The following is a 22672-nucleotide window of genomic DNA, read 5'->3' on the forward strand; positions in this document are numbered from 1 at the left end:
AACAGTATGAAGATGACAACATGCAACTTTCATTATTAATTACTCTACTAGTATGCTTAGCCCTTTGGAGGTATAGAGAACGCGGCTTCGAGGATACCCCTCTACAACCGCTTCATCAAAATGACCAAGCAAGTTATCCGTAATAATCACGTTGAGTAGAGTACCTTGAGCAGGTGCCTTGCCTGTGAACTTTATACTGAGTTTTCCATTCGTTATGAAAACAGTTCCTTTAACAAGAAATTGGCCATTACCATGATCATCAAGATTAATTTTCAAAACACCCCCCGTTTGGACATAGGAGCCCAATATCTCTACTTCTGAAAAAGAAGTACCTTCGATCGTTCCTCCTTTCAAAAATACATCCCCAGAACCTAAAGCTTTTTGGTTGCATACACGCAGAACACCATCGATAACGACAGTCCCCCCTGTATAGCTGTTAGTTCCCCAGAGTTCCAGAATTCCAGTCCCCCGTTTTGTTAACTTACCCTTACCGGTGATATTGTTACGCCAAGAATCTTTGGAATTAAATCCACCAAGGGAGGCATTCATTGTTACATCAACATCCCCATCGAAAGCTCCGTATCCATCGGCTGCAGAAAAAAGATTTATCCTTCCCCACCCTTCCGTATCATCCATAATAGGATAACCTGCAGGATAAGCAGTTGATTTAAGTACAGCCCTTCTCTGAGTATCAGTAAGGTAAGGAAACCGTGTTGAAAGTAATACTTCAGCACCTTTCGGTACCGTAGCCGCTTTCTGTAAGATATTTATTCTAGTAAAACCTGGTGCAAAAAGCCGTTCACAGGTAATTTTATTTAGCCTACGATCTGCATAAGGATCCTTAGATAAATCCGTGGTATGGGCATACTCATACAACTGATTAAAATTTGAAGCCCCTACCTTTGTCATAAGCCATTTTTGAGTTTGCATATAGGCTTCAGCAGCTAAAGCCATATTCTCGCTTTTATTCATGTTGTAAGCTACTTGAGCAAGTGCTAAGATTCGACCGCCTATCACATCCAGGGGAGAGTGAACCCCTGCAAGCATTCTATTCTCACCCATTACATAAGCACGAGTTACCATTTCTTGAAATCGCTGCGGAATAAGCCATGCAACAGTCAGGGCATCGCGCCAAGCTTCAGCAACATGACCACTTGGGAAGCCACCATCAGTGGAGGGGGAAGAACTTTGAGCAGGCACAAGGGAGGGAGCAACTATTACCTTTTTACTCCATCTATAAGGCCTTGCATATTTATAGTAGCGCTTAGCCGGCTCTGTTGAGGCATCTACACTATTAATGTTTAAAAGATCTACTGCCTTACCAAGATCTGTATTGCCCTTATCGGAGCTTATCCCGCGATTTACACCTTTATCATCATATTTAACACTCTTTGCATCTGAAGGAATCCCTGTAATTGTCGTCCACTGCCGTGTTCCTTCAAGCCAAACCTTTGCGAGTGGTCCTAAAGCATCAGATATACTGATACTTTTGCCTCGCCTATCATCAAGGTAAGCGGCAAGCTCTTGTTCTGCAGTACGGGCTAACGTAATTTTCTCAACATAAGCGATATTGGCATCGTGTATTGCTCTATCTAAAATTGTACCATCAGTTGAGTCCCCAGGAATACCACTCCAAACTGAGGGGGTAATTGCAGTGAAAGGCCCTTCGGCATTTGTAGTAACTCCCGCATCCACATAAACCTTACCGTCTGCTGCTGGTCGCGGTGCCCAGATAGAAAGCATACCCGCAAGGACCCTGACTCCAGCATTAGTCTCTAGAGTTGCCATAGATGCTAAGCCTCTTTGATTAGTGGCTCCATAATCTACATATGCAGGTATTCCCTCTGGTATAGGGACGGAATCTTCATAACCGACGCCTACGGGCTCAGGTGGGACAGTAAATTCAGAACGAAAATTGTTTGATGAGGTTATAGAAGGAATAACATTACTAGAGGAAGTGATTTCATTTTGCAGTTTGTACGTACTTATACAGGTACTTAATAAAAACATCAGACCAGTACTAATTATTACACCAATTATCCTCTGTATACATTGCTTATTTAACATGACCCTACTCCTTTTACGAGCCTATTAGTTTTTAAAGAATTCTAAAAAAAAAATAATTAAGAAATGCTATATTATAGTACTTAGCATGTATTAGGTATTAATTAAAATTAAGTGAGATATTATCAAATGTTGCATAACCTTAAATTATATCTTGTCGATGGCATAACCTTGCATGATCCAAGAAATAGGGAAGTAATACTTCTTATTTTGATTTGGTTATGCAGGTTGAGAGCTTATCAACGAGATAACTATAATGAGCCCGAAATACTGGTTAAAAAAGAAGAGTATCCGACTATAAGATGCTTTCTTTGGAAGAAACAGATTCTTGAAAGTGCTGACATGCTCGTAGTATCAATGCCGAAGCAATATTAACTACTGGGAATAAATTGAGTAAGTTACTACTACAAAACCAAAGAAAAGACAGAAGATAGTACTACAGATCCTCATACAAGAGTAGGCTTTCATTGTTTCCTGGGTGGTTCCAACCTGGTTATTTCTAGGAGATCACCCAGGAAACAAGGTTCAAGACTATTCCAGCATAAACCAGAACTCTCCCTGATACAAAGCCGGATACACCCGGTACTGGTCTAAAGTATCGGGGCCGCAGGTTGCGGTTCCCACACCGCGCTGGGCGAGGTCCAGATTCAGATAGAGGCCTCGGCCACAGGCGACGCTGAATTCCGGCAGTGCATCCCAGTGACGGGCTTCCCAAAGTTCCTGGTCCGAATAGGGGCTTACTGAAAAATCAAAGGGGGCAGTACCGGCAATACAAAGGTCTTCGCCCTGCTTGCCTTTAAGCCTGAGCCAGCGAGTACCATGCCGGTTCCCATTTTCCTGGGGAAGCATATAGGGGGTAACCAGGTCCGCCAGAGAGGCCCGCCACCGGCCCAGGTGGGCACCGGCTTTCCGGTCAGCGTAAGCTTCCTGGGGGCCGAGACCGAACCATTCCACCGCTGGACTGGATGGGGACCATGTCAGCGGTTCTAGGGCCCCTTGCAAGCCTACCCGGCCGAGTTCGCCGAGTTCTGGATTCAAGTCAAAGGTGAATCGGCCCCGGAGCAGCCTATCGTCTTCCTGTACCCATTGGGTGATATAGCGGCCCGCATCGAGCCCACTGGCAGTCATTACTTTGCAAATGTAAAGCCCCCGGTCAGCATCCTGGCTCAGGGCTTCGAAGCGGAGTTCTGAAAGCCCCGCATCGAGCCAGCGGTACATCACCTTGTTTTCATAATAAAAGGCAAAGTCCTTTTTTCCCCGCAGTTTCATAAAGTTTTTAAGGCCGTCGTTCTGGGTAGGCACCCGGTACAGGTGGGGCACCAGAGGCTGTTTTATATATTCCCGGCCATGTGCATCGGTAAGGGACGCAAGGAACCCCTCTTTGGTGAAACCAGCCCTGAACTGCCCGCCCCCTGTGGTCCTATCCAGAGCGGTCCCGCGAGGCCGGGCCTGCAGGGCGGCGGCATCGCCGGTGATGCCGCCAGAGCTTACCGGGAACGGCGAAGCGCCGCTGATACGGCCCCCTTCGACACCGCCAGCGGTCGAATTGCCGGCAAAGCAACCGCTAGCGGGGCTTACAATAAGGCTTTCCCGGCTTACCACATGGCCCGCCTGAGCCCACGTTGTGGCCGATTTCAGCACAAAGTCGCAGTGCAGAACCGTTTCGGCCCTGGCCATAGCATCCCGGAGAGCCTTACCCGCTTCGGAGAGCGGCTCTGGCAGTGCTATCTGCAGGGCCACAATTTCGCCGGGCTTCACCGCCGGCAAAGCCTGGGTACCCCGGAGCAATACCGGGTCCTCGAGGCCCGGGTCGCCGCTCACCAGGGACCAGTGCAATTCCAGATATGACAGGTCGATGAAATCATGGGCGTTTTCAATAAACAGCCTGCCCAATCCTGGCGCGGCAGGCACCTGGGGTGAACTGCCATCCCGGATGGTCCTGGTATGATACCAGGCCGGCAGGGTCCGATAGACCTTCACCGACCGCCAGAGATAGGCAACTTCGGCCATAACGGGCTTGAGCGTCCGGTCCGGGAACACCAGCCCATCGGCAATAAAATCGAGGTCCGACGGCCTGTCCCCAAAATCGCCCCCGTAACGCCAGGCCTTACCATGCCCGGCCTCGCCATGGACCGGCCCCGCGTTGGGTCCCGGCGGCACCTGATTGGCGGGGGTATTGGCACCCCCCGGGCCGACCAACAAGCCGTGGTCCACCCATTCCCAGATAAAGCCCCCCTGGAGTCCCCGACTCTGCAAAATGACATTCCAATAATCGGAGAGGCTACCGTTCGAGTTTCCCATGGCGTGGGAAAATTCACACATAATGTTGGGCCGGTAATCGGTGGTACTGCGATCCCATTCGGCAAGCCAGGAAATGGTCGGATACATGGCGCTGACGATGTCCGTCGCAAGGGTTCCCCGGCCTGCGGTATCAAGGGGATGGGGCCCCTGGGTCCAATCGGGCCGGCAGGCCCCCTCGTAATGCAGGGGCCTATGGGGATCAAAGGAGCGGAGCCAGCCCGCCGCTGCATCATGGTTCGACCCATAACCGGACTCATTCCCCAGGGACCAGATAATCACCGAAGGATGATTCTTGTCCCGGATTGCCATACGGCTTACCCGGTCGGTAAAGGCTAAAAGCCAGCGCCGGTCCCGGCAGAGACTATCGTAATATCCATGACTCTCGATGTTCGCCTCATCAATAACATAGAGGCCAAACTCGTCGCACAGTTCGTACCAAACCTCATCATTGGGGTAGTGGCTCGTCCGCACCGCATTGATGTTATGCTGTTTCATGAGCCTGATATCCTCGAGCATCGATTCGAGACTGATGGTTTTGCCGGTCCGTTCATCATGCTCATGCCGGTTCACCCCCTTAAAGAAAACCCGCCTGCCGTTCACCAAAAGCTGACGGTCCCGAATTTCCACACTGCGCCAGCCAAGCCTGAGCCCCGTCGCTTCGATAAGCTGGCCACCGCTGTCCAGGAGCGACGCCGTAAGGGTATAGAGCCGGGGGGTCTCGGCGGACCAGAGTTCCGGCGCCGGAACCGGCAGAGCGGCGGTACACTCATAACGGTTGGACCGATAGTCGGGAATCAGTTCCATATTGATGAAGGGCTCAGGCAGTTCCAGAGCCTTTCCCTGGGGATCATAGAGCCTGAGCTGGATGCGGTAGCCCTTCCCAGCCCCGCCCTCTTCAGCAGCATTCTTTTCCTTGTGATCCTTGTGAGCAAAGGCGAGCTTTACGGTCACCTCGATACGGGGACTTTCAGCCTGGGGACGGTCAGCTTGGGGGCTTTCAGCCCGGAAACTGTTTGCCTGGGAATCCTCGGACGGCGTAACCTGCGGTTTTGGTGTATAAACAGCCACCCCCCGGGAAACCGGTTCCGCATGAGGCAGGATGGGACGGACATCCATATCCTGAATATAGGCCATGGCGGTACTATAGAGATAGACCCGCCGGTGAAGGCCTCCGAGCCACCACTGGTCCTGGTCCTCGATGTAGCTTGAGTCGGAATAGCGGACCACCATCAGGGTCAGGGTGTTTTCCCCCGGCTGTAAAAAGCCCGTAAGGTCGAATTCCGCAGGGAGGCGGGAATCCTTGGAAAAACCAACTTCGCTTCCATTTACAAAAACGGCGAGGAAACTTTCCGCACTGCCCACATGCAGGACCACCCGCCTCCCCTGCCAGTCTGCGGGCACCGCAAAGGTCCTTTGATAGATGCCCGTAGGATTTTCCCGGGGAGCTTCAGGGGGTATGGCGTCAAAGGGCATAAGGACATTGGTATAGTGGGGCTTATCAAAACCCTGGCAGGACCAGGTCCCGGGGACTTGGATAGTGGTCCAGGAAATGGTCTCACCTGCCATGGGCTTTTCAGCGGCTGGACCATCAGCACCACGCAACAGAGCAGTGCTGAATCCAGCCTGTTGCAGGAGTGTCAGGGCGGAGTCGGGATTTGGGGCAAGATAAAAAGACCAGGTACCATCGAGGCTGAGGACCCAGGGGGTATTTCCAGGTAGGAGCGAGGGGCTTTCTGCCCTTCCCCGGGGTCCCAGTCGGGCATCAAGTTGAGCCGCTTCTTCGGAAGGGAAGGGAAATAAGGGGCTTCGCATGGGGAGACGGTTTTGGCTGATCAATTCAGGCTGTTCCCAGGGCTTATTCATAATGGCTCCTTCATTAGCTCACTCCATACTGAACTACGTTCGATAAGGGGAGGCATAATTTTAATAGTATAGCAGGGACCAAAGGTCCGGTTTGTAATCTGGTCAAAAAGCAGGTCAACCGCCCGTTCTCCCAGATACCGGGAGGGGTAGCGGAAACTGGTAAGATCTATTTCTCTGAGCCTAACCAGGGGAGAATCATCAAAACCGATAAGGGAAAGATCCTGAGGAATTTGCAAACCAAGCTCCAGGGCGATACGTCGGAGCGCCAGGGCCATCGTATCATTAGCACAGAAGACAGCGAGTGGTAGCTGACTCTGGGATTTATTAAGCTGCCCCCTAGTTGCAGCATGATATGTACTGCCCTGTCTCTGCAGTACATATTCCCGCATGAGCTTGTACCAGCCAGCCTCAGGTCCATTGGGGAGGAGGAGTTCATCAATATAAACTGGATCCCGAGGATTATTGAGATGCTTAAGTTCATCAATATAGCCTTGAGCTCGAAAATAAAAGGGGCGGTGCCCCTCCCTCCAACAGACGGTACAGTGTCGATGACCCCGCTCATAGAGGTAACGGGCCGCCTGGCGTCCCGCTTCGTAATCATCTAGGAAAAGACTCGAAAACCCACTAGCTTCATGATCTAAGAGTAGGATCGGGACACCTGCGGTTTTAATATGATGCAACAAAGCCAGATTCGGAAGGATCTGGTTGGGGCCAGGACAGATAGGAGAAATGATGAGTCCTCCTATGTTTCGCGTAAAAAACTGAGTAAGAATTTCTGATTCAACTTCTGCTGAGCCTTCTGAACAGGCAAAAAGGGCCTGAAAGCCCCCTTTTCGAATCGCGGTTCCAGCGGCTTCAACAAGTTCAGGATATATATAATCGGATAGATTTGGTAAAACTACTGCAATATCTGAACTTACAGCCTCAGTATGGTCGCTGAGTCTGGCACTGCGGTATGAACCTTTGCCCTGCCGGGTTTCCACCAGACTTTCATGTACAAGCCGGGCCAAAGCCTGTCGAACCAGTGGCCGGGAAGTAGAAAATTGCCTGGCCAGTTCCGGTTCTGAGGGCAGACGATCCCCAATCGAAATTGCATCCCTTGCAAATTGTTCTTTAAGCCATAGATAAATCTCATCAGCCTTGGACACAAATCCCCCTATCACCATGGCATCATAAATTGCAACTTTTACATTATACTATACTTCTTGTAATACAAGTATTATTGCATGTACTACATGTTGTCAAGTACTAATACATCTCCATCAAAAGGGTAAATAACTATGCTCTGCCTTAGGCTTTCCGCTGTAAGTGTATCTGCATTTTTTCGATCCAACCCTTTTGATATTTCAGAGAAATAAATCCGATACTAGCAATAACAAAAGCGCCGATGGCATCAACAAAAAGGTCTTTCATGGTATCGGTCAATGCGGCATGACCAATGAGCAAGGTTCCATTCGGAAGTCTTGTCTTTTGCATATTCAAGTTTAAAAGGCCATCGAAAAGGTATTCATAGAGTTCCCAGAACACACCGAGACTCAACGCAAAACAGAAAGCAAAGAGAGCAACAAATAAGGGGCTGAGGTTAACCGGTACCCGATCTGAATTATTCAGTATTACCACAAAGGAAAAGCCGAGAGCGCCAAGCATAAAGCCACTAAAGGTATGTAATATGGTGTCCCAATTAGGTACGGTATTATAAAAATCCCTCACTTCGCCAAGATAAATTGCACAATACAAAAATATAATAAACGCGATATGCATAAAATGGGGCACTTTAATGCTAACTCGATGTGCTAAAATACCTGGCAGTAACATCATAAAAATACCCAGCAGGCATTGCAGCAACATCAATACATAATCACTTTCTGGACGATCTTCAGGGAAAGAGCCGCCAATAGCGGTTACAATCATCCGAACGATTACATAAATTGATGAAACAACAAGAGAACTAAAGACTATCAATGTTATGATTTTAGTAAGCCGCTCTGTTTTCATATGAGTATACTATTGACAAAGCACTTTCAATGCAATCGGTCAAGAAATTGTTACGGCGATTTTTTATATGGGGCAGCCAGGATTCGTCTTATGTTTCTTTTTTGCTACTACAGGTTGATGAAAACCAGCGCCGTGCTGTGCCTCGCCCCGCGGCTTGTACCAGGCCTCGTTTGCGCAGGCTCTGGAGAGCCCGCTTAAGATGCGCATCGTCCACATCACCCAGGGTATCCCGGATGTCAGTAAAACCTGCGCCTTTCTACTGGGCCTCAGGATTATTGACAGCCTCCGAGGTCGTACCACTACCCCGCAGGAGCTCCAGGATTCGCTGTTCCAGCCGGAGATCCGCCACATAGGGCGCCACCGGCTCTGCGGCAAGCTCTACCCTTTCGTTCGCCTCTTCCTGAACAAACTTTTGATAAACTGCCCGGAAAAAACCGTAGGTCCAGAGGTTAGCTTCCTTTCAGGTTCGGGCAAAGATGATGGGAAGTTTTGGGTGCATAGCCTGCAGTTCCGCCAGAAGACGGTAACAGTAACTGGACTTATAGGAATGTTCGAGCTTTTCCGGGTTAAGAAAATCGCCATAATCAGCCTCGATTACCAGGGCCGGATGGGGCAGACTTTCCAGGTCCCGCAGAACCTGGTGGAGCATAGCAATACGGGAAAAATCAGTAAGCAAGTTCTGAAAGGTCTTTCGTTCCACCACCGAAAAGGGAGTCTTGGTCGGGTGCAGGGAGAGCCGGGAACGGGACTTATGTTCCCGTTGGGCGGTTTGGGTTTTAAAAAAGATTTGTTCGTAACTGCCGTATTTATTTTTATAGGGTTTATCCAGGATTAAAAACTCACAACGTTTTTTAAGGGCCGGTCCAGGGTAATCCGCAGGCTTTTCCCGAACTGATTAAAATTGATGACCGGTACCCGATCGATGGTGGTAAAGAGGTCCAATTCATCCACCGTTGTTCCATCGCGGATACAAAACACATTCCCCCGCTGACCAGGCCAGGCATCCTGGGCCCGGACCGCGAAGAGCACCTTTCCATCCTGTTCAATGGTAATACGCACCGGAAAGCGGGGATTCCCTGTCGCCTGAACAACCCACACGAATCCCATGGGATCATTGTTACTGAGATGGAAGGTTTTGGCAAGGGTAGGTATAAAACGCAGTCAGCCCTATCTACTAACTATTTTTAATCATCTCATAAATGCCCAAGAGGGCGGTACTAGCCTTTTCATGAATAACGAGTTTGGCCCGAACATCAAATTCAGTGGGTGTCAGATTGATGATGATACATTGTTTCGCCAACTCTGGGAGATAGGCTACAGGATATACCGAGAGAGATGACCCTACTATAATGAGGAGCTCCGCCTTTTTTACCGCTGTCATGGCTTCCTGATAGACCCTAGGCATGGGATCTCCAAAAAGCACTACTGAGGGCCGAATGATACCTCCACATTTTTTACAGCGGGGTGGTATTGTACCTTCTGCAAGGCAAGATTCAAGCTCTTCTATAGGGAAAACGCGACCACAGCGGATGCAGTTGGCATCTCGAGTGTTACCATGGACTTCCCAAACCTGTTTGGAGCCAGCTTTATGGTGCAGGTTATCAATATTCTGGGTAATGATTCCCTGAATGTACCCTTCCTCCTCCATTTTTGCTAATATGAGGTGGGCCTGATTAGGTTCTGCTGAGCGCATTTCCATGAGCAGACGAAAGCCTGTTTTATAAAACTGCTGAGGATGCGCCTCCAGCACCGGAAGAGATAAAACCTCCATGGGGTTCATCCTTTCCCATAATCCTGTGCCCGGACTTCGAAAATCAGGGATACCACTTTCAGTGGATATACCAGCCCCGGTTAACACAAGGATATTCCCCCCATCAGTATAGACCTGTTGTATGAAAGCCGCCGCTTTAGTAATGGTATCCATATTTCTTGTGAACCCCATACTACCCTCTTTGTACATATTTTATACCCTATAAAACTGAGAGGGTCTATAAAGAGCTTTACAGGCCGTATTCTATGTACCTATACTACACCTATGGCTACCGACTGTATGTATTTTTTTGTACATAAGGAACCGATACGTGACCCCTATGGGTGGCTACAAAACCTGAGTATGAGAACAGGTTGTGAACTTACCAGTAATGCAAAATGTAGGTATCCATCCTGGATTATAGACATAGACATCATTAATGATGATTTAACAAAATCTATTAGAAAATACTACACTGATCAGGGGTATATTTCTTTAAAAAAAGTAGAATGGGGTAAAGCAACTATAGAACTCGTTATTCATCAATATATAGGGATTTTATACACGAATCATTTGGTATACTTTAATGATAGTTGGGATATATTCCTTGCCTATGCACGAGGAGTCCTGGGAAATGAAGTTGTTCAGCAAATTCAAACTACTATTGTCGCTATAAAGGAATTGACTTTGGTTCTGGATGCTCTGGGCCTGTATATTTGTTCCGAGTACGTTTATGATGAAATCTTAGAATTAACAACAGACAATTTTGTTTTTCCAGAAAAAACTCCATCATTTATTTTTGTATCTCAAAAAGATCTCGAAAAAGGACAAGCACATGTTAAAACGATCCTAACCAAACAGCCGGATACAGAGCACAATATTTTCAGGGCCTGAGGATCTCGCGCAGACCAAACGGTTAGTTTCAAGATAGTTTTCAGCTTTGCTAGGGCCTTTTCTTTTTTAAATGCCAATCATTATAGGCAGAATCATGCTGCTCAACTATTGGCTATATCACTGCTTATGGTTAACTCTACTAGCTTTTATTTTATATAAGTATTTCGCCTTTATCATACTGTTCTCGGAACCACTGGGGAAGAGATTCATACCACTCTTTATCTGTATCCCACGGGACTCCTTCTGCAAGGGCTTGCCGAAGACGTTTTGCTACCAGCACAGGATCGTCAGGAGCAAACATGAGATTCGCAGGAAAATTAAACCGTTTTTCATGTTCATCCTCGAGCAAATTAATTTCTTCGGTTAAATGTTCTGGCTGGAACATATTGCACCTCTTTTATTATGGAGTATAAAACCAACTAAACAATTTGTCAAAGAAAGCTGCCAGACCAGAGTGTTTGGTATGTAAACAGACAAGGTACCCCCTGGCCTACGCAAATCCAACGGATTTTTTAAGAAGACCAGTATGAACTGCGGTTAAAGCTGGTTCAGGATGCACGAGCGCATGGGATAAAGCCTACCGCAAGGTTACGATTTTTACCCATGTGATGGAGCGGTGTGGTCAAGCACGACACCATCTGATTCCACCAGGAGCAAAGACGTACTAATATCAGCGTTACAATCACTACAAGGGGGGAACACCACTAGAGCTAGTACGGGAAACTTATCCCGAGGTGCACTCTGAAGCATTGCACATGAAACCAGTGATTCTTGACAATTTGCTCGTTCAGTATAAAGCTGAATTAGCCCAACTCGTTGTTTAGGCCAGGTAGGATGCCTTGTCTATTAAATTTCAAGTGCGATTTTGCAAGAAGTATTGACACATGAGGAATTTTAGACGACTATTTAATCGGAATGAGCTGTGGGCTCATCCGTAGCCAGTAGACTCCCGGATTTGTCTTCGGGCAAGCCAATGCTGGCATGCCAGCGGAAATACGCCGCTGGCTTTTTTTGTCTGATTGTAATCGTCAATTACATCCCATTGATGGTGTAGTATAGCTTGCAAGATTAAAATGATAAGGAAGTAATGCTTCTCGTTCGGCTTCGGTTGTATAGGTTATTTATTTCGATGCTTCAAAGGCCTCACAGCGACAGGGGCCATATTTCTTTCTCACATGGACAATTTTCACTACATGGGCAGGTATTAGGTCGTATTCAGTGCTGCGCTCTTCACCAATCTCTGGCCGTTCACTACCACAGCAGGGACAGGTCCGGTCAGCTGCCGGAAGTTCGTGGAGTTCTTCTATCAGTAGTATACTTTTCTTTATTTGATCTAAAGGATCGACGCACAAGGGATCGTAGCTTTTCTTCTGTCCATAAGAATTTTGCATTAAGTTCCCGAATGATGTTCTTTAATGCTGCAACATCATTGGGTAATTCTGCTACGACTCCCATGACCGCAGTCTAGCATATCGACGAATTTGTGTCTAATGCTTTTTATCCTGCAATACGATAGGGTAATGCTTTGTGGACTTTCCAGATATCAGTTCCTTGGAGTAACAGTCTGATATGCTGCCGAGTGATTTCATCAAGTTCTTCGCCACTTCGAGGCCAGGGAAACTGTTCATTTTCAAGTCGTTTTTGCCATAGATAAAATCCCGTACAATCCCAATAAAGGATTTTCAGTACCCGCCTCGATTTCCCACAGAACACATAGTAGCTCCCGTCGAAGGGGCCTTCCGGCCGCAGTTGTTGCACCAGGGCCGCTAGTCCAATGAAATTGAGCTTACAGAGTTTCAATCCACGCCCCCCGAGCGGGGAGCGACTCAATCAATCATTGATAGATTGATTGATTGAGAAGTTTCAATCCACGCCCCCCGAGCGGGGAGCGACTAAAGTTTTATCGGCATGCAAGGACCGGTCCGATGTTTCAATCCACGCCCCCCGAGCGGGGAGCGACATACGTTATATGGACGACTTCATTGTCTTAAATGTTTCAATCCACGCCCCCCGAGCGGGGAGCGACATTAACGACGAAGGAGTGTTATGGCTTATTGACGGTTTCAATCCACGCCCCCCGAGCGGGGAGCGACGAACAGTTGAGGTAATATCGGCTGATCTTGTTTATGTTTCAATCCACGCCCCCCGAGCGGGGAGCGACCGGTAGTATCGGCGGAGTATGACGGTACCGTATGGTTTCAATCCACGCCCCCCGAGCGGGGAGCGACTATACACCTTAATAATAAATGTTAAGATGTATGAAGTTTCAATCCACGCCCCCCGAGCGGGGAGCGACATGTAGACAGTATAAGGTAAAACCTAGGGAATTGTTGTTTCAATCCACGCCCCCCGAGCGGGGAGCGACAACCTTTATACCGCAACGACATAGCATAGGTGTATGTTTCAATCCACGCCCCCCGAGCGGGGAGCGACGGTTCAGCGCCTACATAGTAGGCGCTGAAAGGAGTGTTTCAATCCACGCCCCCCGAGCGGGGAGCGACCATCGATAGCTCAAGCTTATCAACGGCGCATCCTGTTTCAATCCACGCCCCCCGAGCGGGGAGCGACGTCCCTACACTCCCTTAGCACTTTATCGGCAAGCGTTTCAATCCACGCCCCCCGAGCGGGGAGCGACTTGCTCCGGTTGTCGGTATGCACAAGCCTCGCTTGTTTCAATCCACGCCCCCCGAGCGGGGAGCGACACTTTATCGGCAAGCATTGCCTTGCTTGCCGATAGTTTCAATCCACGCCCCCCGAGCGGGGAGCGACAAGATATTCCTCATATTCCCGCAAGGCTTGTTTGCGGGTTTCAATCCACGCCCCCCGAGCGGGGAGCGACCGGCTATGCAAGCGGTATCGTATCAAACCTAGGGTTTCAATCCACGCCCCCCGAGCGGGGAGCGACGGTTCAGCGCCTACATAGTAGGCGCTGAAAGGAGTGTTTCAATCCACGCCCCCCCGAGCGGGGAGCGACCATCGATAGCTCAAGCTTATCAACGGCGCATCCTGTTTCAATCCACGCCCCCCGAGCGGGGAGCGACCTGTAATTCTTTGGGCTTCACTTTGTACTTTTTGCGTTTCAATCCACGCCCCCCGAGCGGGGAGCGACCTGACGAGCAAGCAGTATCAAAGCAGATCGATGCGTTTCAATCCACGCCCCCCGAGCGGGGAGCGACTGTAATTCTTTGGGCTTCACTTTGTACCTTTTGCGTTTCAATCCACGCCCCCCGAGCGGGGAGCGACCATAGCATGCTATACATACGTTAAGTATAGCTGATGTTTCAATCCACGCCCCCCGAGCGGGGAGCGACTTTTTATCAGAAACGTGGTTTAGTAGTTTCGGACGTTTCAATCCACGCCCCCCGAGCGGGGAGCGACTAATATATAGTATCGGTATTACATAGTTGCCGATGTTTCAATCCACGCCCCCCGAGCGGGGAGCGACAAGAATGGACTTTACAGGACTTGCTTTTCTACTTAGTTTCAATCCACGCCCCCCGAGCGGGGAGCGACCTGTAATTCTTTGGGCTTCACTTTGTACTTTTTGCGTTTCAATCCACGCCCCCCGAGCGGGGAGCGACCTGACGAGCAAGCAGTATCAAAGCAGATCGATGCGTTTCAATCCACGCCCCCCGAGCGGGGAGCGACATACGTTATATGGACGACTTCATTGTCTTAAATGTTTCAATCCACGCCCCCCGAGCGGGGAGCGACATTAACGACGAAGGAGTGTTATGGCTTATTGACGGTTTCAATCCACGCCCCCCGAGCGGGGAGCGACTTGCTCCGGTTGTCGGTATGCACAAGCCTCGCTTGTTTCAATCCACGCCCCCCGAGCGGGGAGCGACACTTTATCGGCAAGCATTGCCTTGCTTGCCGATAGTTTCAATCCACGCCCCCCGAGCGGGGAGCGACAAGATATTCCTCATATTCCCGCAAGGCTTGTTTGCGGGTTTCAATCCACGCCCCCCGAGCGGGGAGCGACCGGCTATGCAAGCGGTATCGTATCAAACCTAGGGTTTCAATCCACGCCCCCCGAGCGGGGAGCGACGGTTCAGCGCCTACATAGTAGGCGCTGAAAGGAGTGTTTCAATCCACGCCCCCCGAGCGGGGAGCGACCATCGATAGCTCAAGCTTATCAACGGCGCATCCTGTTTCAATCCACGCCCCCCGAGCGGGGAGCGACCTGTAATTCTTTGGGCTTCACTTTGTACTTTTTGCGTTTCAATCCACGCCCCCCGAGCGGGGAGCGACCTGACGAGCAAGCAGTATCAAAGCAGATCGATGCGTTTCAATCCACGCCCCCCGAGCGGGGAGCGACTGTAATTCTTTGGGCTTCACTTTGTACCTTTTGCGTTTCAATCCACGCCCCCCGAGCGGGGAGCGACCATAGCATGCTATACATACGTTAAGTATAGCTGATGTTTCAATCCACGCCCCCCGAGCGGGGAGCGACTTTTTATCAGAAACGTGGTTTAGTAGTTTCGGACGTTTCAATCCACGCCCCCCGAGCGGGGAGCGACTAATATATAGTATCGGTATTACATAGTTGCCGATGTTTCAATCCACGCCCCCCGAGCGGGGAGCGACAAGAATGGACTTTACAGGACTTGCTTTTCTACTTAGTTTCAATCCACGCCCCCCGAGCGGGGAGCGACCTGTAATTCTTTGGGCTTCACTTTGTACTTTTTGCGTTTCAATCCACGCCCCCCGAGCGGGGAGCGACCTGACGAGCAAGCAGTATCAAAGCAGATCGATGCGTTTCAATCCACGCCCCCCGAGCGGGGAGCGACAACCAAGCGGCATTCCACGGGGCAGAAAGAATGTGTTTCAATCCACGCCCCCCGAGCGGGGAGCGACTGTAATTCTTTGGGCTTCACTTTGTACCTTTTGCGTTTCAATCCACGCCCCCCGAGCGGGGAGCGACGTAATTCTTTGGGCTTCACTTTGTACCTTTTGCGTTTCAATCCACGCCCCCCGAGCGGGGAGCGACGGCGCCATCTGGAGTTAACCGCGTCCGTAGTGTTGTTTCAATCCACGCCCCCCGAGCGGGGAGCGACGACAGGATAACGATTTAGCTTTTTGTAATTGCTTGAGTTTCAATCCACGCCCCCCGAGCGGGGAGCGACCATTGGTTGCATTGCAGGATTTATACGGAGTGTATGTTTCAATCCACGCCCCCCGAGCGGGGAGCGACCAAGGTCCGCCGCCGTTTTTCCAATCGACGCAAGTTTCAATCCACGCCCCCCGAGCGGGGAGCGACACCATTCTTTGCCTTGAGCGCAGATACTTCACTAGGTTTCAATCCACGCCCCCCGAGCGGGGAGCGACGTCGGGCTTCCTGAAAAACAAACAACTCTTTACAAAAGAAGCAAATACAGAGATAATCTCAATAAGAAGTGCACGGAAGAAAGGGGTAAGGCCTTAAAAAGCGTGCACTTTACTATGGGGTAACGATGTATAAGGAAAAGGAACAGGTACCTGAGTTTGAAGACTTTTATGTACCCTTCGGAGGACATTTACGAGAAGATAATCGATGGGTACGATTAGCCGCAATTATTCCATGGGAAGAGATAGAAGCTGAATATAAAAAATGTTTTTCAAAACGAATTGGAAGAACAGCCAAGACCGTACGGCTCGCCTTGGGATCATTATTGATAAAAGAGAAATTACAATTAACAGATGAAGAAACGGTAGAAACAATACGAGAGAACCATTACCTGCAATATTTTTTAGGATATGAATCTTACAAAGATGAAAAACCCTTTGATCCAAGCATGATGGTTCATTTTCGAAAACGGCTTGGACCTGATGCAATAGCAAAGATAAATGAGTTGATAGCGAAACGGTATCAAGAACAGGTAGAAGCAGAATCTGAAAAAAAACAGAACAAAGAAAACCAAAAGGATGACCATGATCATGGAAATCGAGGGCAACTCATTATAGATGCCACGTGCGTCCCCCAGGATATCCGGCATCCCCATGATGTCACTTTATTGGATGAAGCGCGAAGGAAAACAGAAAAGATAATTGATACGTTATATGAAGCGAGTGAGCTCACCATAAAACCACGAACCTATAGAAAACAGGCCCGTATCAAATATCTCAATTTTATACGAGGGCGACGAAGAACAAAAAAAGAAATACGCAGAGCGATTCGGACCCAACTCCAATACATACGACGTAATTTACGGACTATCAATGAATTACAAAACAAGGTTCCCAGTACAACGTTGAGTGCAAAACAGCGACGTGATCTTATCGTGATACATGAGGTTTACCGGCAACAGGTACAGATGTATAAGGGAAAGACCCATTCGATATCGGGAAAAATCGTCAGTATCAGTCAACCCCATGTACGACCAATAGCCCGAGGTAAAGCAAAAGCGGCCTTTGAATTCGGAGCAAAACTATCAGCATCGATGACCGAACACGGGATGATTTTTATAGATCGATTACAATGGGAACCCTATAACGAACAAGAAGATTTGCCAACACAAATAGAAAAATATAAGAGGCGATGTGGTCGATATCCGGAATCGGTGCATGCCGATAAAATATATCGGACACGAGCAAACCGAGCCTATTGTGAAGCTCGAGGAATACGATTGTCTGGACCACCCTTAGGCAGACCGATTAAAGAAACATTAGAGAATAAAAAGATAGTACGACAGCTACGAAAGATTCAAAGACTTGACGAAGCCATTCGACAAGCGATTGAAGGTGGCTTTGGATATATGAAACGAAAGTTTGGTCTTGGTACAATCTATGAAAAATTACGCGAAACTAGTGAAACAGCAATTATGGTATGTGTATTGCTGACCAACTGTGAAAAAATCCTGAGGGATCTTTTTATGCGCTTTTTATTTTTACTTGGTTTTAAACCTCATAAATCATATTTGAAAGTTTTAGTATACTAAATTAAACCCATTTTAACGTAAAAAAGTTTTGAAATATCATTTTTAGACATTTTCAGTAGGCCCGACGTCCTTTGCGATTTATTCTTGGGTCTCCTGGTCTGTTTCAATCCACGCCCCCCGAGCGGGGAGCGACAAGACAACGTCTGTCCTAACCTTTATGGCTTCGGCGTTTCAATCCACGCCCCCCGAGCGGGGAGCGACGTGCCTTGCTTTTTCCATTAACTGTTCATCAGTTAATGTTTCAATCCACGCCCCCCGAGCGGGGAGCGACCGACGAGATAGACGTAATAGTCCTTCCCAACCTCGTTTCAATCCACGCCCCCCGAGCGGGGAGCGACTAGCATACTCTTCTCCTCTCCTTACCCGAGTTGGGTTTCAATCCACGCCCCCCGAGCGGGGAGCGACTTATATAAGTTTCCATCCATCGTACGGAGACGATGTTTCAATCCACGCCCCCCGAGCGGGGAGCGACCGTGGTTTCACTTTATATTGCCTACACAATCTATGTTTCAATCCACGCCCCCCGAGCGGGGAGCGACATAAAACTAAATTATCGTCGCTATATACTGGATTGTTTCAATCCACGCCCCCCGAGCGGGGAGCGACTCCCACACACGGGCCCACTGAACATCTTTTGGAAGTTTCAATCCACGCCCCCCGAGCGGGGAGCGACCCTTGCTTTTTCCATTAACTGTTCATCAGTTAATGTTTCAATCCACGCCCCCCGAGCGGGGAGCGACACTTTCCTCCTTGCAAATTATCCGTGTAGTGGTCGTGTTTCAATCCACGCCCCCCGAGCGGGGAGCGACAAGCAGTTGTTAGGCTTTTTCATTCAACAAAGGCGTTTCAATCCACGCCCCCCGAGCGGGGAGCGACGGAAATTTTAATGGTGCCCAGCTGCTCGCTGGGTGTTTCAATCCACGCCCCCCGAGCGGGGAGCGACATGCTGTGGTGGAAAACGCGCTGATAGATAAGGCCAGTTTCAATCCACGCCCCCCGAGCGGGGAGCGACAACCCTTCCGGGGCTCCAGGCGTGTTCATTGGGGCGTTTCAATCCACGCCCCCCGAGCGGGGAGCGACCTGCTGGGCGCCAGGCTCAGCCCAAGATACAGCCAGTTTCAATCCACGCCCCCCGAGCGGGGAGCGACTGATACTTATCTGTCGTCCATATCACGACACCGTCGTTTCAATCCACGCCCCCCGAGCGGGGAGCGACCCAGTTTTTTAGGAGGAGCAATCCCTCCGTTGCGTTTCAATCCACGCCCCCCGAGCGGGGAGCGACATTCGTTTTTGGGGTCCCAGTCACCACCCCATTCGTTTCAATCCACGCCCCCCGAGCGGGGAGCGACCTGGATTACCGGCGCAGCGGCCGGCAATCCAAAAAGTTTCAATCCACGCCCCCCGAGCGGGGAGCGACGGCGGGATAACGATTTAGCTTTTTAGCATTGGTTGTTTCAATCCACGCCCCCCGAGCGGGGAGCGACCAGGTGTATAAAAAAGTATACACCTACTGTATGAAGTTTCAATCCACGCCCCCCGAGCGGGGAGCGACAAAATCATATATTGCTAAACAATCAATTAACCGGCGTTTCAATCCACGCCCCCCGAGCGGGGAGCGACGGGCGTAGGAGGGCGTATGCCTAACGATAACAACGTTTCAATCCACGCCCCCCGAGCGGGGAGCGACGGGCGTAGGAGGGCGTATGCCTAACGATAACAACGTTTCAATCCACGCCCCCCGAGCGGGGAGCGACGCCTTTATAATGCAACGACATAGCGCAGGTGTATGTTTCAATCCACGCCCCCCGAGCGGGGAGCGACATAGTATACTATACATATGTTAAGTACGGTTAATGTTTCAATCCACGCCCCCCGAGCGGGGAGCGACAATATTTGGCAACAGTTAACGTGACATTTTTTGTGTTTCAATCCACGCCCCCCGAGCGGGGAGCGACGTGCTATGTCGTTGCAGTATAAAGGTTTCCAGAGGGTTTCAATCCACGCCCCCCGAGCGGGGAGCGACGCTGGATTACCGGCGCAGCGGCCGGCAATCCAAAAGTTTCAATCCACGCCCCCCGAGCGGGGAGCGACGGGCAATGGAGGGCGTTATGAAAGGTACTATTCAGGTTTCAATCCACGCCCCCCGAGCGGGGAGCGACCTACCTCTATATCCTGCAATGATTTATTTTTTGGAGTTTCAATCCACGCCCCCCGAGCGGGGAGCGACACCTTGAGGACTACGAGTGCGACTTGCGGCGTACGTTTCAATCCACGCCCCCCGAGCGGGGAGCGACAATATTTGGCAACAGTTAACGTGACATTTTTTGTTGTTTCAATCCACGCCCCCCGAGCGGGGAGCGACCGATTTAGATTTTTAGCATTAGTTGAAATCCAAAGTTTCAATCCACGCCCCCCGAGCGGGGAGCGACCGGCACCACGGTCGGTTCCATAGCCGCCGGGATGCTGTTTCAATCCACGCCCCCCGAGCGGGGAGCGACGATCTTGTTCACTCGTGAAGGCCGCCTTGCTGATAGTTTCAATCCACGCCCCCCGAGCGGGGAGCGACGTCCAAGGGCTGGGCGAGCGGTAAAAAGGTTACGAGTTTCAATCCACGCCCCCCGAGCGGGGAGCGACAGCTAAATATAGTGGTATTTATATAATAATACGCTAAATATGTAAATATGCCTAATTTTTTACCTAAGAGTAATATTCATAACCTCTAAAAACTCTACAGCATTGTTTAAATAGTGTATCATAAAACTGCGAACCTATATATATTTTGATGTGAGCATAGGTTTCGCAGAAAATCCTTCCCTCATCATGTCAAAGAACTACAGTTTAAAAAAGCAATGGTCCTTCTATATCAAAACTATGATTAACACCTATATGCTCGACTTTGTATTTATAATTATCACCCAAATAATAATACCGTATGCTATCATTTTCTTTATCGATAATTTTTGCAAGTTGATGTTGTATTTTCTTTAACAACATAGTATCAATGACACATTCAAAAACTGAATGTTGTACCCTTTGACCATAATTTTCACACACCTTTGCTACTTGTCGAAGCCGCCGACGGCCTTCAGGTGTTTCAGTATTAACATCATAAGTAATTAGAACCATCATAATCAGAAAACTCCCATCAGTTCCAGAAAAATGGCGGATATCCATCAATATCATTTCGTAAACTCTTTGCTAAAAGCATAGACTGAACGTAAGGTAGTAAACCATATGGTATTAACTCTTTTAAATAGGGATGTGTCAGTGTTTCCTGCTTTTTCTCCTGCCAGCTCTGTAACACGGTTTTCCGTGTTTCCTCATCCATAAGAACTCCACCGCTTTCTTTTTTAATAAAACCAGAACCTGTTATTTGCTTTCTATTTACTAAAGACAGGGCCAGTCTATCTGCTAAAACAGGACGAAGTTCTTCCATAATATCCAAGGCAAGGGAAATTCTTCCTGGTCTATCTTGATGTAAAAAGCCTACATAAGGATCGAGCCCCACCGTTTCTAAAGCTGACGCAACCTCATAAGCAAGCAGTGTATATAGAAACGATAATAGCGCGTTCATATTATCCATTGGTGGTCTTCGTGATCGATCAGTAAACAAAAAATCTTCCTTTTGTTGTAGAATTAATTCATTAAATACTCCAAAATAAGCTCTGGCGGCACTGCCTTCAAAGGCAAATAAATCTGATAGATTGTTACAATCAGGAATCATTCGCAACACTTCTTTTAAAAAATCTGATGCTTCTTTAATTTTCTTAGTATTTACAACCATTTCATGGTCCCGTAAAGCCCGCTCCAAAACTTTTCTACAGTTTCCAATCTTCCCTAAAAGAAAGGCTTTACAATAGGGCAGGCTTTCTTTTATAGCTTCTGAAACTGCGTATTGCTTTTTACGCAATAGAACATTTCCATGCACAGGACCAATAATACGAGCCTGAAATTTGCCATAGGGTGTTAAAAAACAAAGCCCAATATTTTTATCAACACAGGCTTTCATTAATGCTGGACTTACCCCTATATAATTAAAACATACTATGTTTTCAATATTATGAAGGGGGATCTTGGTTCCTACAGTTTCTTCCTTTTTAATTACAATCGTTTCGCCATCCAGAGCAACAAAAACATCAGGACTTGTAATGTAAATGGTGTTAAGAAGTTTTTTCATTTTTTAAGTCCTCTATATAATTGTTGATATAGGTACTTACAGACTCGCGCTTATTCAAAATATCGGGCAAACAAATATCCTGTAGAGAACATGACTTACAGGCTTTTGTTGGCTTTACCTTAGGTGTATATTTTCGTTTGCAATAAGCATGCATCTCTTCTGCAAGATCTTTAACAAGAGATCTTAATTCTGCTGAAAACACTACTGGCTCTCGATGTCTGGTTTGTCCATAGTAGATAGACCCTTCAGAAATTGATGTCGAAAGCATTTCTTCAAGACACATGGCCTGTGCACAGAGTTGAACTTCATCAACCGGTTCTCGCTTGGGCTTACCTCTTTTATATTCTATAGGGTATGGTCTATAGGTTGTTCCCTTATCAGATATATAAACACCATCCTTATCTTGCATAAACTCGACCATATCACAAATGCCAGTTATACCTAATGTATAGGATGCCACTGGCACTGATCGACTAATAAAAACATTCTTTCGGCTTTCTGAAATATAAGGATCATCCACCCGTTCATGTAATAAATGTCCTTCAAAAGTAAATTGGTTGTCTTGCCACTGGTTTTCAATATAAATAAGGGCCCACTGACGTCTGCAGAAGAGAAAGTGCTGGATCCCTGAAATATGTAATAAATCTTCGGCAGTATATTCAGTGGGCATAATCAATTCTCCTCATCCCCTTCCATAAAGAAAGGGGA

16 protein-coding genes and 3 CRISPR repeat arrays are annotated in these 22672 nt (G+C 48.4%); of the genes, 2 read left to right on the forward strand and 14 right to left on the reverse strand.

The genetic code is table 11. The features are described from left to right. Positions 1-39 precede the first annotated feature (39 nt). From SPICA_RS09715 to SPICA_RS09750, 7 genes are all read right to left on the reverse strand, one after another. A complete protein-coding gene (locus SPICA_RS09715; RefSeq protein WP_013969335.1) occupies positions 40-2067 on the reverse strand; it encodes an acid phosphatase in 2028 nt (675 codons plus the stop codon). A gap of 528 nt (positions 2068-2595) precedes the next feature. Beyond that, positions 2596-6228 carry a glycoside hydrolase family 2 TIM barrel-domain containing protein gene (locus SPICA_RS09725; protein ID WP_013969337.1) on the reverse strand — a complete coding sequence of 1211 codons (3633 nt, stop codon included), beginning with the start codon at positions 6226-6228 and terminating at the stop codon, positions 2596-2598. Beyond that, positions 6225-7376, reverse strand: coding sequence for a GntR family transcriptional regulator (locus tag SPICA_RS09730; RefSeq protein ID WP_041396204.1), 1152 nt, complete (start codon positions 7374-7376; stop codon positions 6225-6227). The genes SPICA_RS09725 and SPICA_RS09730 overlap by 4 nt, the downstream gene beginning before the upstream one ends. A 142-nt stretch (positions 7377-7518) precedes the next feature. Continuing rightward, complete coding sequence (locus SPICA_RS09735; protein WP_013969339.1) at positions 7519-8223, reverse strand: DUF2238 domain-containing protein; 705 nt, start codon at positions 8221-8223, stop codon at positions 7519-7521. 460 nt (positions 8224-8683) lie between these two features. Next, a complete protein-coding gene (locus SPICA_RS15580) occupies positions 8684-9055 on the reverse strand; it encodes an ERCC4 domain-containing protein (RefSeq protein WP_335328886.1) in 372 nt (123 codons plus the stop codon). Continuing rightward, positions 9055-9330, reverse strand: a complete 276-nt coding sequence (locus tag SPICA_RS09745; protein ID WP_041396206.1) for a hypothetical protein — start codon at positions 9328-9330, stop codon at positions 9055-9057. Before SPICA_RS09745 ends, SPICA_RS15580 begins: the two co-directional genes overlap by 1 nt. A 67-nt stretch (positions 9331-9397) precedes the next feature. Next, positions 9398-10165, reverse strand: coding sequence for an SIR2 family NAD-dependent protein deacylase (locus SPICA_RS09750; RefSeq protein WP_013969340.1), 768 nt, complete (start codon positions 10163-10165; stop codon positions 9398-9400). A gap of 93 nt (positions 10166-10258) precedes the next feature. Between SPICA_RS09750 and SPICA_RS09755 the strand changes: the two genes are divergently transcribed. Next, positions 10259-10867 (forward strand): hypothetical protein, encoded by a 609-nt coding sequence (locus SPICA_RS09755; RefSeq protein WP_013969341.1) that lies wholly within the window; start codon positions 10259-10261, stop codon positions 10865-10867. Between the two features lie 151 nt (positions 10868-11018). On the opposite strand, the gene SPICA_RS09760 is transcribed toward SPICA_RS09755, so the two are convergent. The 4 genes from SPICA_RS09760 to tnpB all read right to left on the reverse strand — a co-directional run bounded on the left by SPICA_RS09760 (position 11019) and on the right by tnpB (position 12643). Further along, on the reverse strand, positions 11019-11252 hold the full coding sequence (locus SPICA_RS09760; RefSeq protein WP_013969342.1) for a hypothetical protein: 234 nt from the start codon (positions 11250-11252) through the stop codon (positions 11019-11021). Between the two features lie 736 nt (positions 11253-11988). Further along, the gene (locus SPICA_RS15890) at positions 11989-12219 is read right to left on the reverse strand and encodes an IS66 family transposase zinc-finger binding domain-containing protein (RefSeq protein ID WP_417935147.1); all 231 of its coding nucleotides are present in this window, start codon (positions 12217-12219) and stop codon (positions 11989-11991) included. Further along, the gene (locus SPICA_RS15740; protein ID WP_237255848.1) at positions 12143-12322 is read right to left on the reverse strand and encodes a hypothetical protein; all 180 of its coding nucleotides are present in this window, start codon (positions 12320-12322) and stop codon (positions 12143-12145) included. Before SPICA_RS15740 ends, SPICA_RS15890 begins: the two co-directional genes overlap by 77 nt. Positions 12323-12364: 42 nt before the next feature. Continuing rightward, positions 12365-12643: an IS66 family insertion sequence element accessory protein TnpB gene (gene tnpB, locus SPICA_RS15305; RefSeq protein WP_083819964.1), complete on the reverse strand. Its 279-nt coding sequence runs from the start codon at positions 12641-12643 to the stop codon at positions 12365-12367. Between the two features lie 17 nt (positions 12644-12660). Beyond that, a CRISPR array of direct repeats spans positions 12661-13773; the repeat unit is 33 nt; unit sequence GTTTCAATCCACGCCCCCCGAGCGGGGAGCGAC. A 102-nt stretch (positions 13774-13875) separates the two neighbouring features. Continuing rightward, positions 13876-16198: a CRISPR direct-repeat array (repeat unit 33 nt; unit sequence GTTTCAATCCACGCCCCCCGAGCGGGGAGCGAC). A 125-nt stretch (positions 16199-16323) separates the two neighbouring features. Here tnpB and SPICA_RS09775 point away from each other — a divergent pair. After that, positions 16324-17787: an IS5 family transposase gene (locus tag SPICA_RS09775; protein ID WP_013968269.1), complete on the forward strand. Its 1464-nt coding sequence runs from the start codon at positions 16324-16326 to the stop codon at positions 17785-17787. Positions 17788-17887: 100 nt separating this feature from the next. Continuing rightward, a CRISPR array of direct repeats spans positions 17888-20421; the repeat unit is 33 nt; unit sequence GTTTCAATCCACGCCCCCCGAGCGGGGAGCGAC. A 204-nt stretch (positions 20422-20625) separates the two neighbouring features. Here the strand turns inward: SPICA_RS09775 and cas2 are convergent. The 3 genes from cas2 to cas4 are packed head-to-tail and all read right to left on the reverse strand — an operon-like array spanning position 20626 to position 22634. After that, positions 20626-20970 carry a CRISPR-associated endonuclease Cas2 gene (gene cas2 / locus SPICA_RS09780; protein ID WP_335328869.1) on the reverse strand — a complete coding sequence of 115 codons (345 nt, stop codon included), beginning with the start codon at positions 20968-20970 and terminating at the stop codon, positions 20626-20628. Beyond that, positions 20933-21964: a type I-C CRISPR-associated endonuclease Cas1c gene (gene cas1c / locus SPICA_RS09785; RefSeq protein ID WP_013969344.1), complete on the reverse strand. Its 1032-nt coding sequence runs from the start codon at positions 21962-21964 to the stop codon at positions 20933-20935. The genes cas2 and cas1c overlap by 38 nt, the downstream gene beginning before the upstream one ends. After that, the gene (gene cas4, locus SPICA_RS09790) at positions 21948-22634 is read right to left on the reverse strand and encodes a CRISPR-associated protein Cas4 (RefSeq protein ID WP_013969345.1); all 687 of its coding nucleotides are present in this window, start codon (positions 22632-22634) and stop codon (positions 21948-21950) included. The genes cas1c and cas4 overlap by 17 nt, the downstream gene beginning before the upstream one ends. Positions 22635-22672: the final 38 nt, after the last annotated feature.

The organism is Gracilinema caldarium DSM 7334 (assembly GCF_000219725.1).
Classification (GTDB): Bacteria; Spirochaetota; Spirochaetia; order Treponematales; family Breznakiellaceae; genus Gracilinema; species Gracilinema caldarium.

Bases quoted from the DNA above. Each gene is read 5' to 3' on its own strand.
- SPICA_RS09715 (WP_013969335.1), bottom strand. From the start codon at position 2,067: ATGTTAAATAAGCAATGTATACAGAGGATAATTGGTGTAATAATTAGT.
- SPICA_RS09725 (WP_013969337.1), bottom strand. From the start codon at position 6,228: ATGAATAAGCCCTGGGAACAGCCTGAATTGATCAGCCAAAACCGTCTC.
- SPICA_RS09735 (WP_013969339.1), bottom strand. From the start codon at position 8,223: ATGAAAACAGAGCGGCTTACTAAAATCATAACATTGATAGTCTTTAGT.
- SPICA_RS09745 (WP_041396206.1), bottom strand. From the start codon at position 9,330: ATGGGATTCGTGTGGGTTGTTCAGGCGACAGGGAATCCCCGCTTTCCG.
- SPICA_RS09750 (WP_013969340.1), bottom strand. From the start codon at position 10,165: ATGGGGTTCACAAGAAATATGGATACCATTACTAAAGCGGCGGCTTTC.
- SPICA_RS09755 (WP_013969341.1), top strand. From the start codon at position 10,259: ATGGCTACCGACTGTATGTATTTTTTTGTACATAAGGAACCGATACGT.
- SPICA_RS09760 (WP_013969342.1), bottom strand. From the start codon at position 11,252: ATGTTCCAGCCAGAACATTTAACCGAAGAAATTAATTTGCTCGAGGAT.
- SPICA_RS15740 (WP_237255848.1), bottom strand. From the start codon at position 12,322: ATGGGAGTCGTAGCAGAATTACCCAATGATGTTGCAGCATTAAAGAAC.
- SPICA_RS09775 (WP_013968269.1), top strand. From the start codon at position 16,324: ATGTATAAGGAAAAGGAACAGGTACCTGAGTTTGAAGACTTTTATGTA.
- cas2 (WP_335328869.1), bottom strand. From the start codon at position 20,970: ATGATATTGATGGATATCCGCCATTTTTCTGGAACTGATGGGAGTTTT.
- cas1c (WP_013969344.1), bottom strand. From the start codon at position 21,964: ATGAAAAAACTTCTTAACACCATTTACATTACAAGTCCTGATGTTTTT.
- cas4 (WP_013969345.1), bottom strand. From the start codon at position 22,634: ATGCCCACTGAATATACTGCCGAAGATTTATTACATATTTCAGGGATC.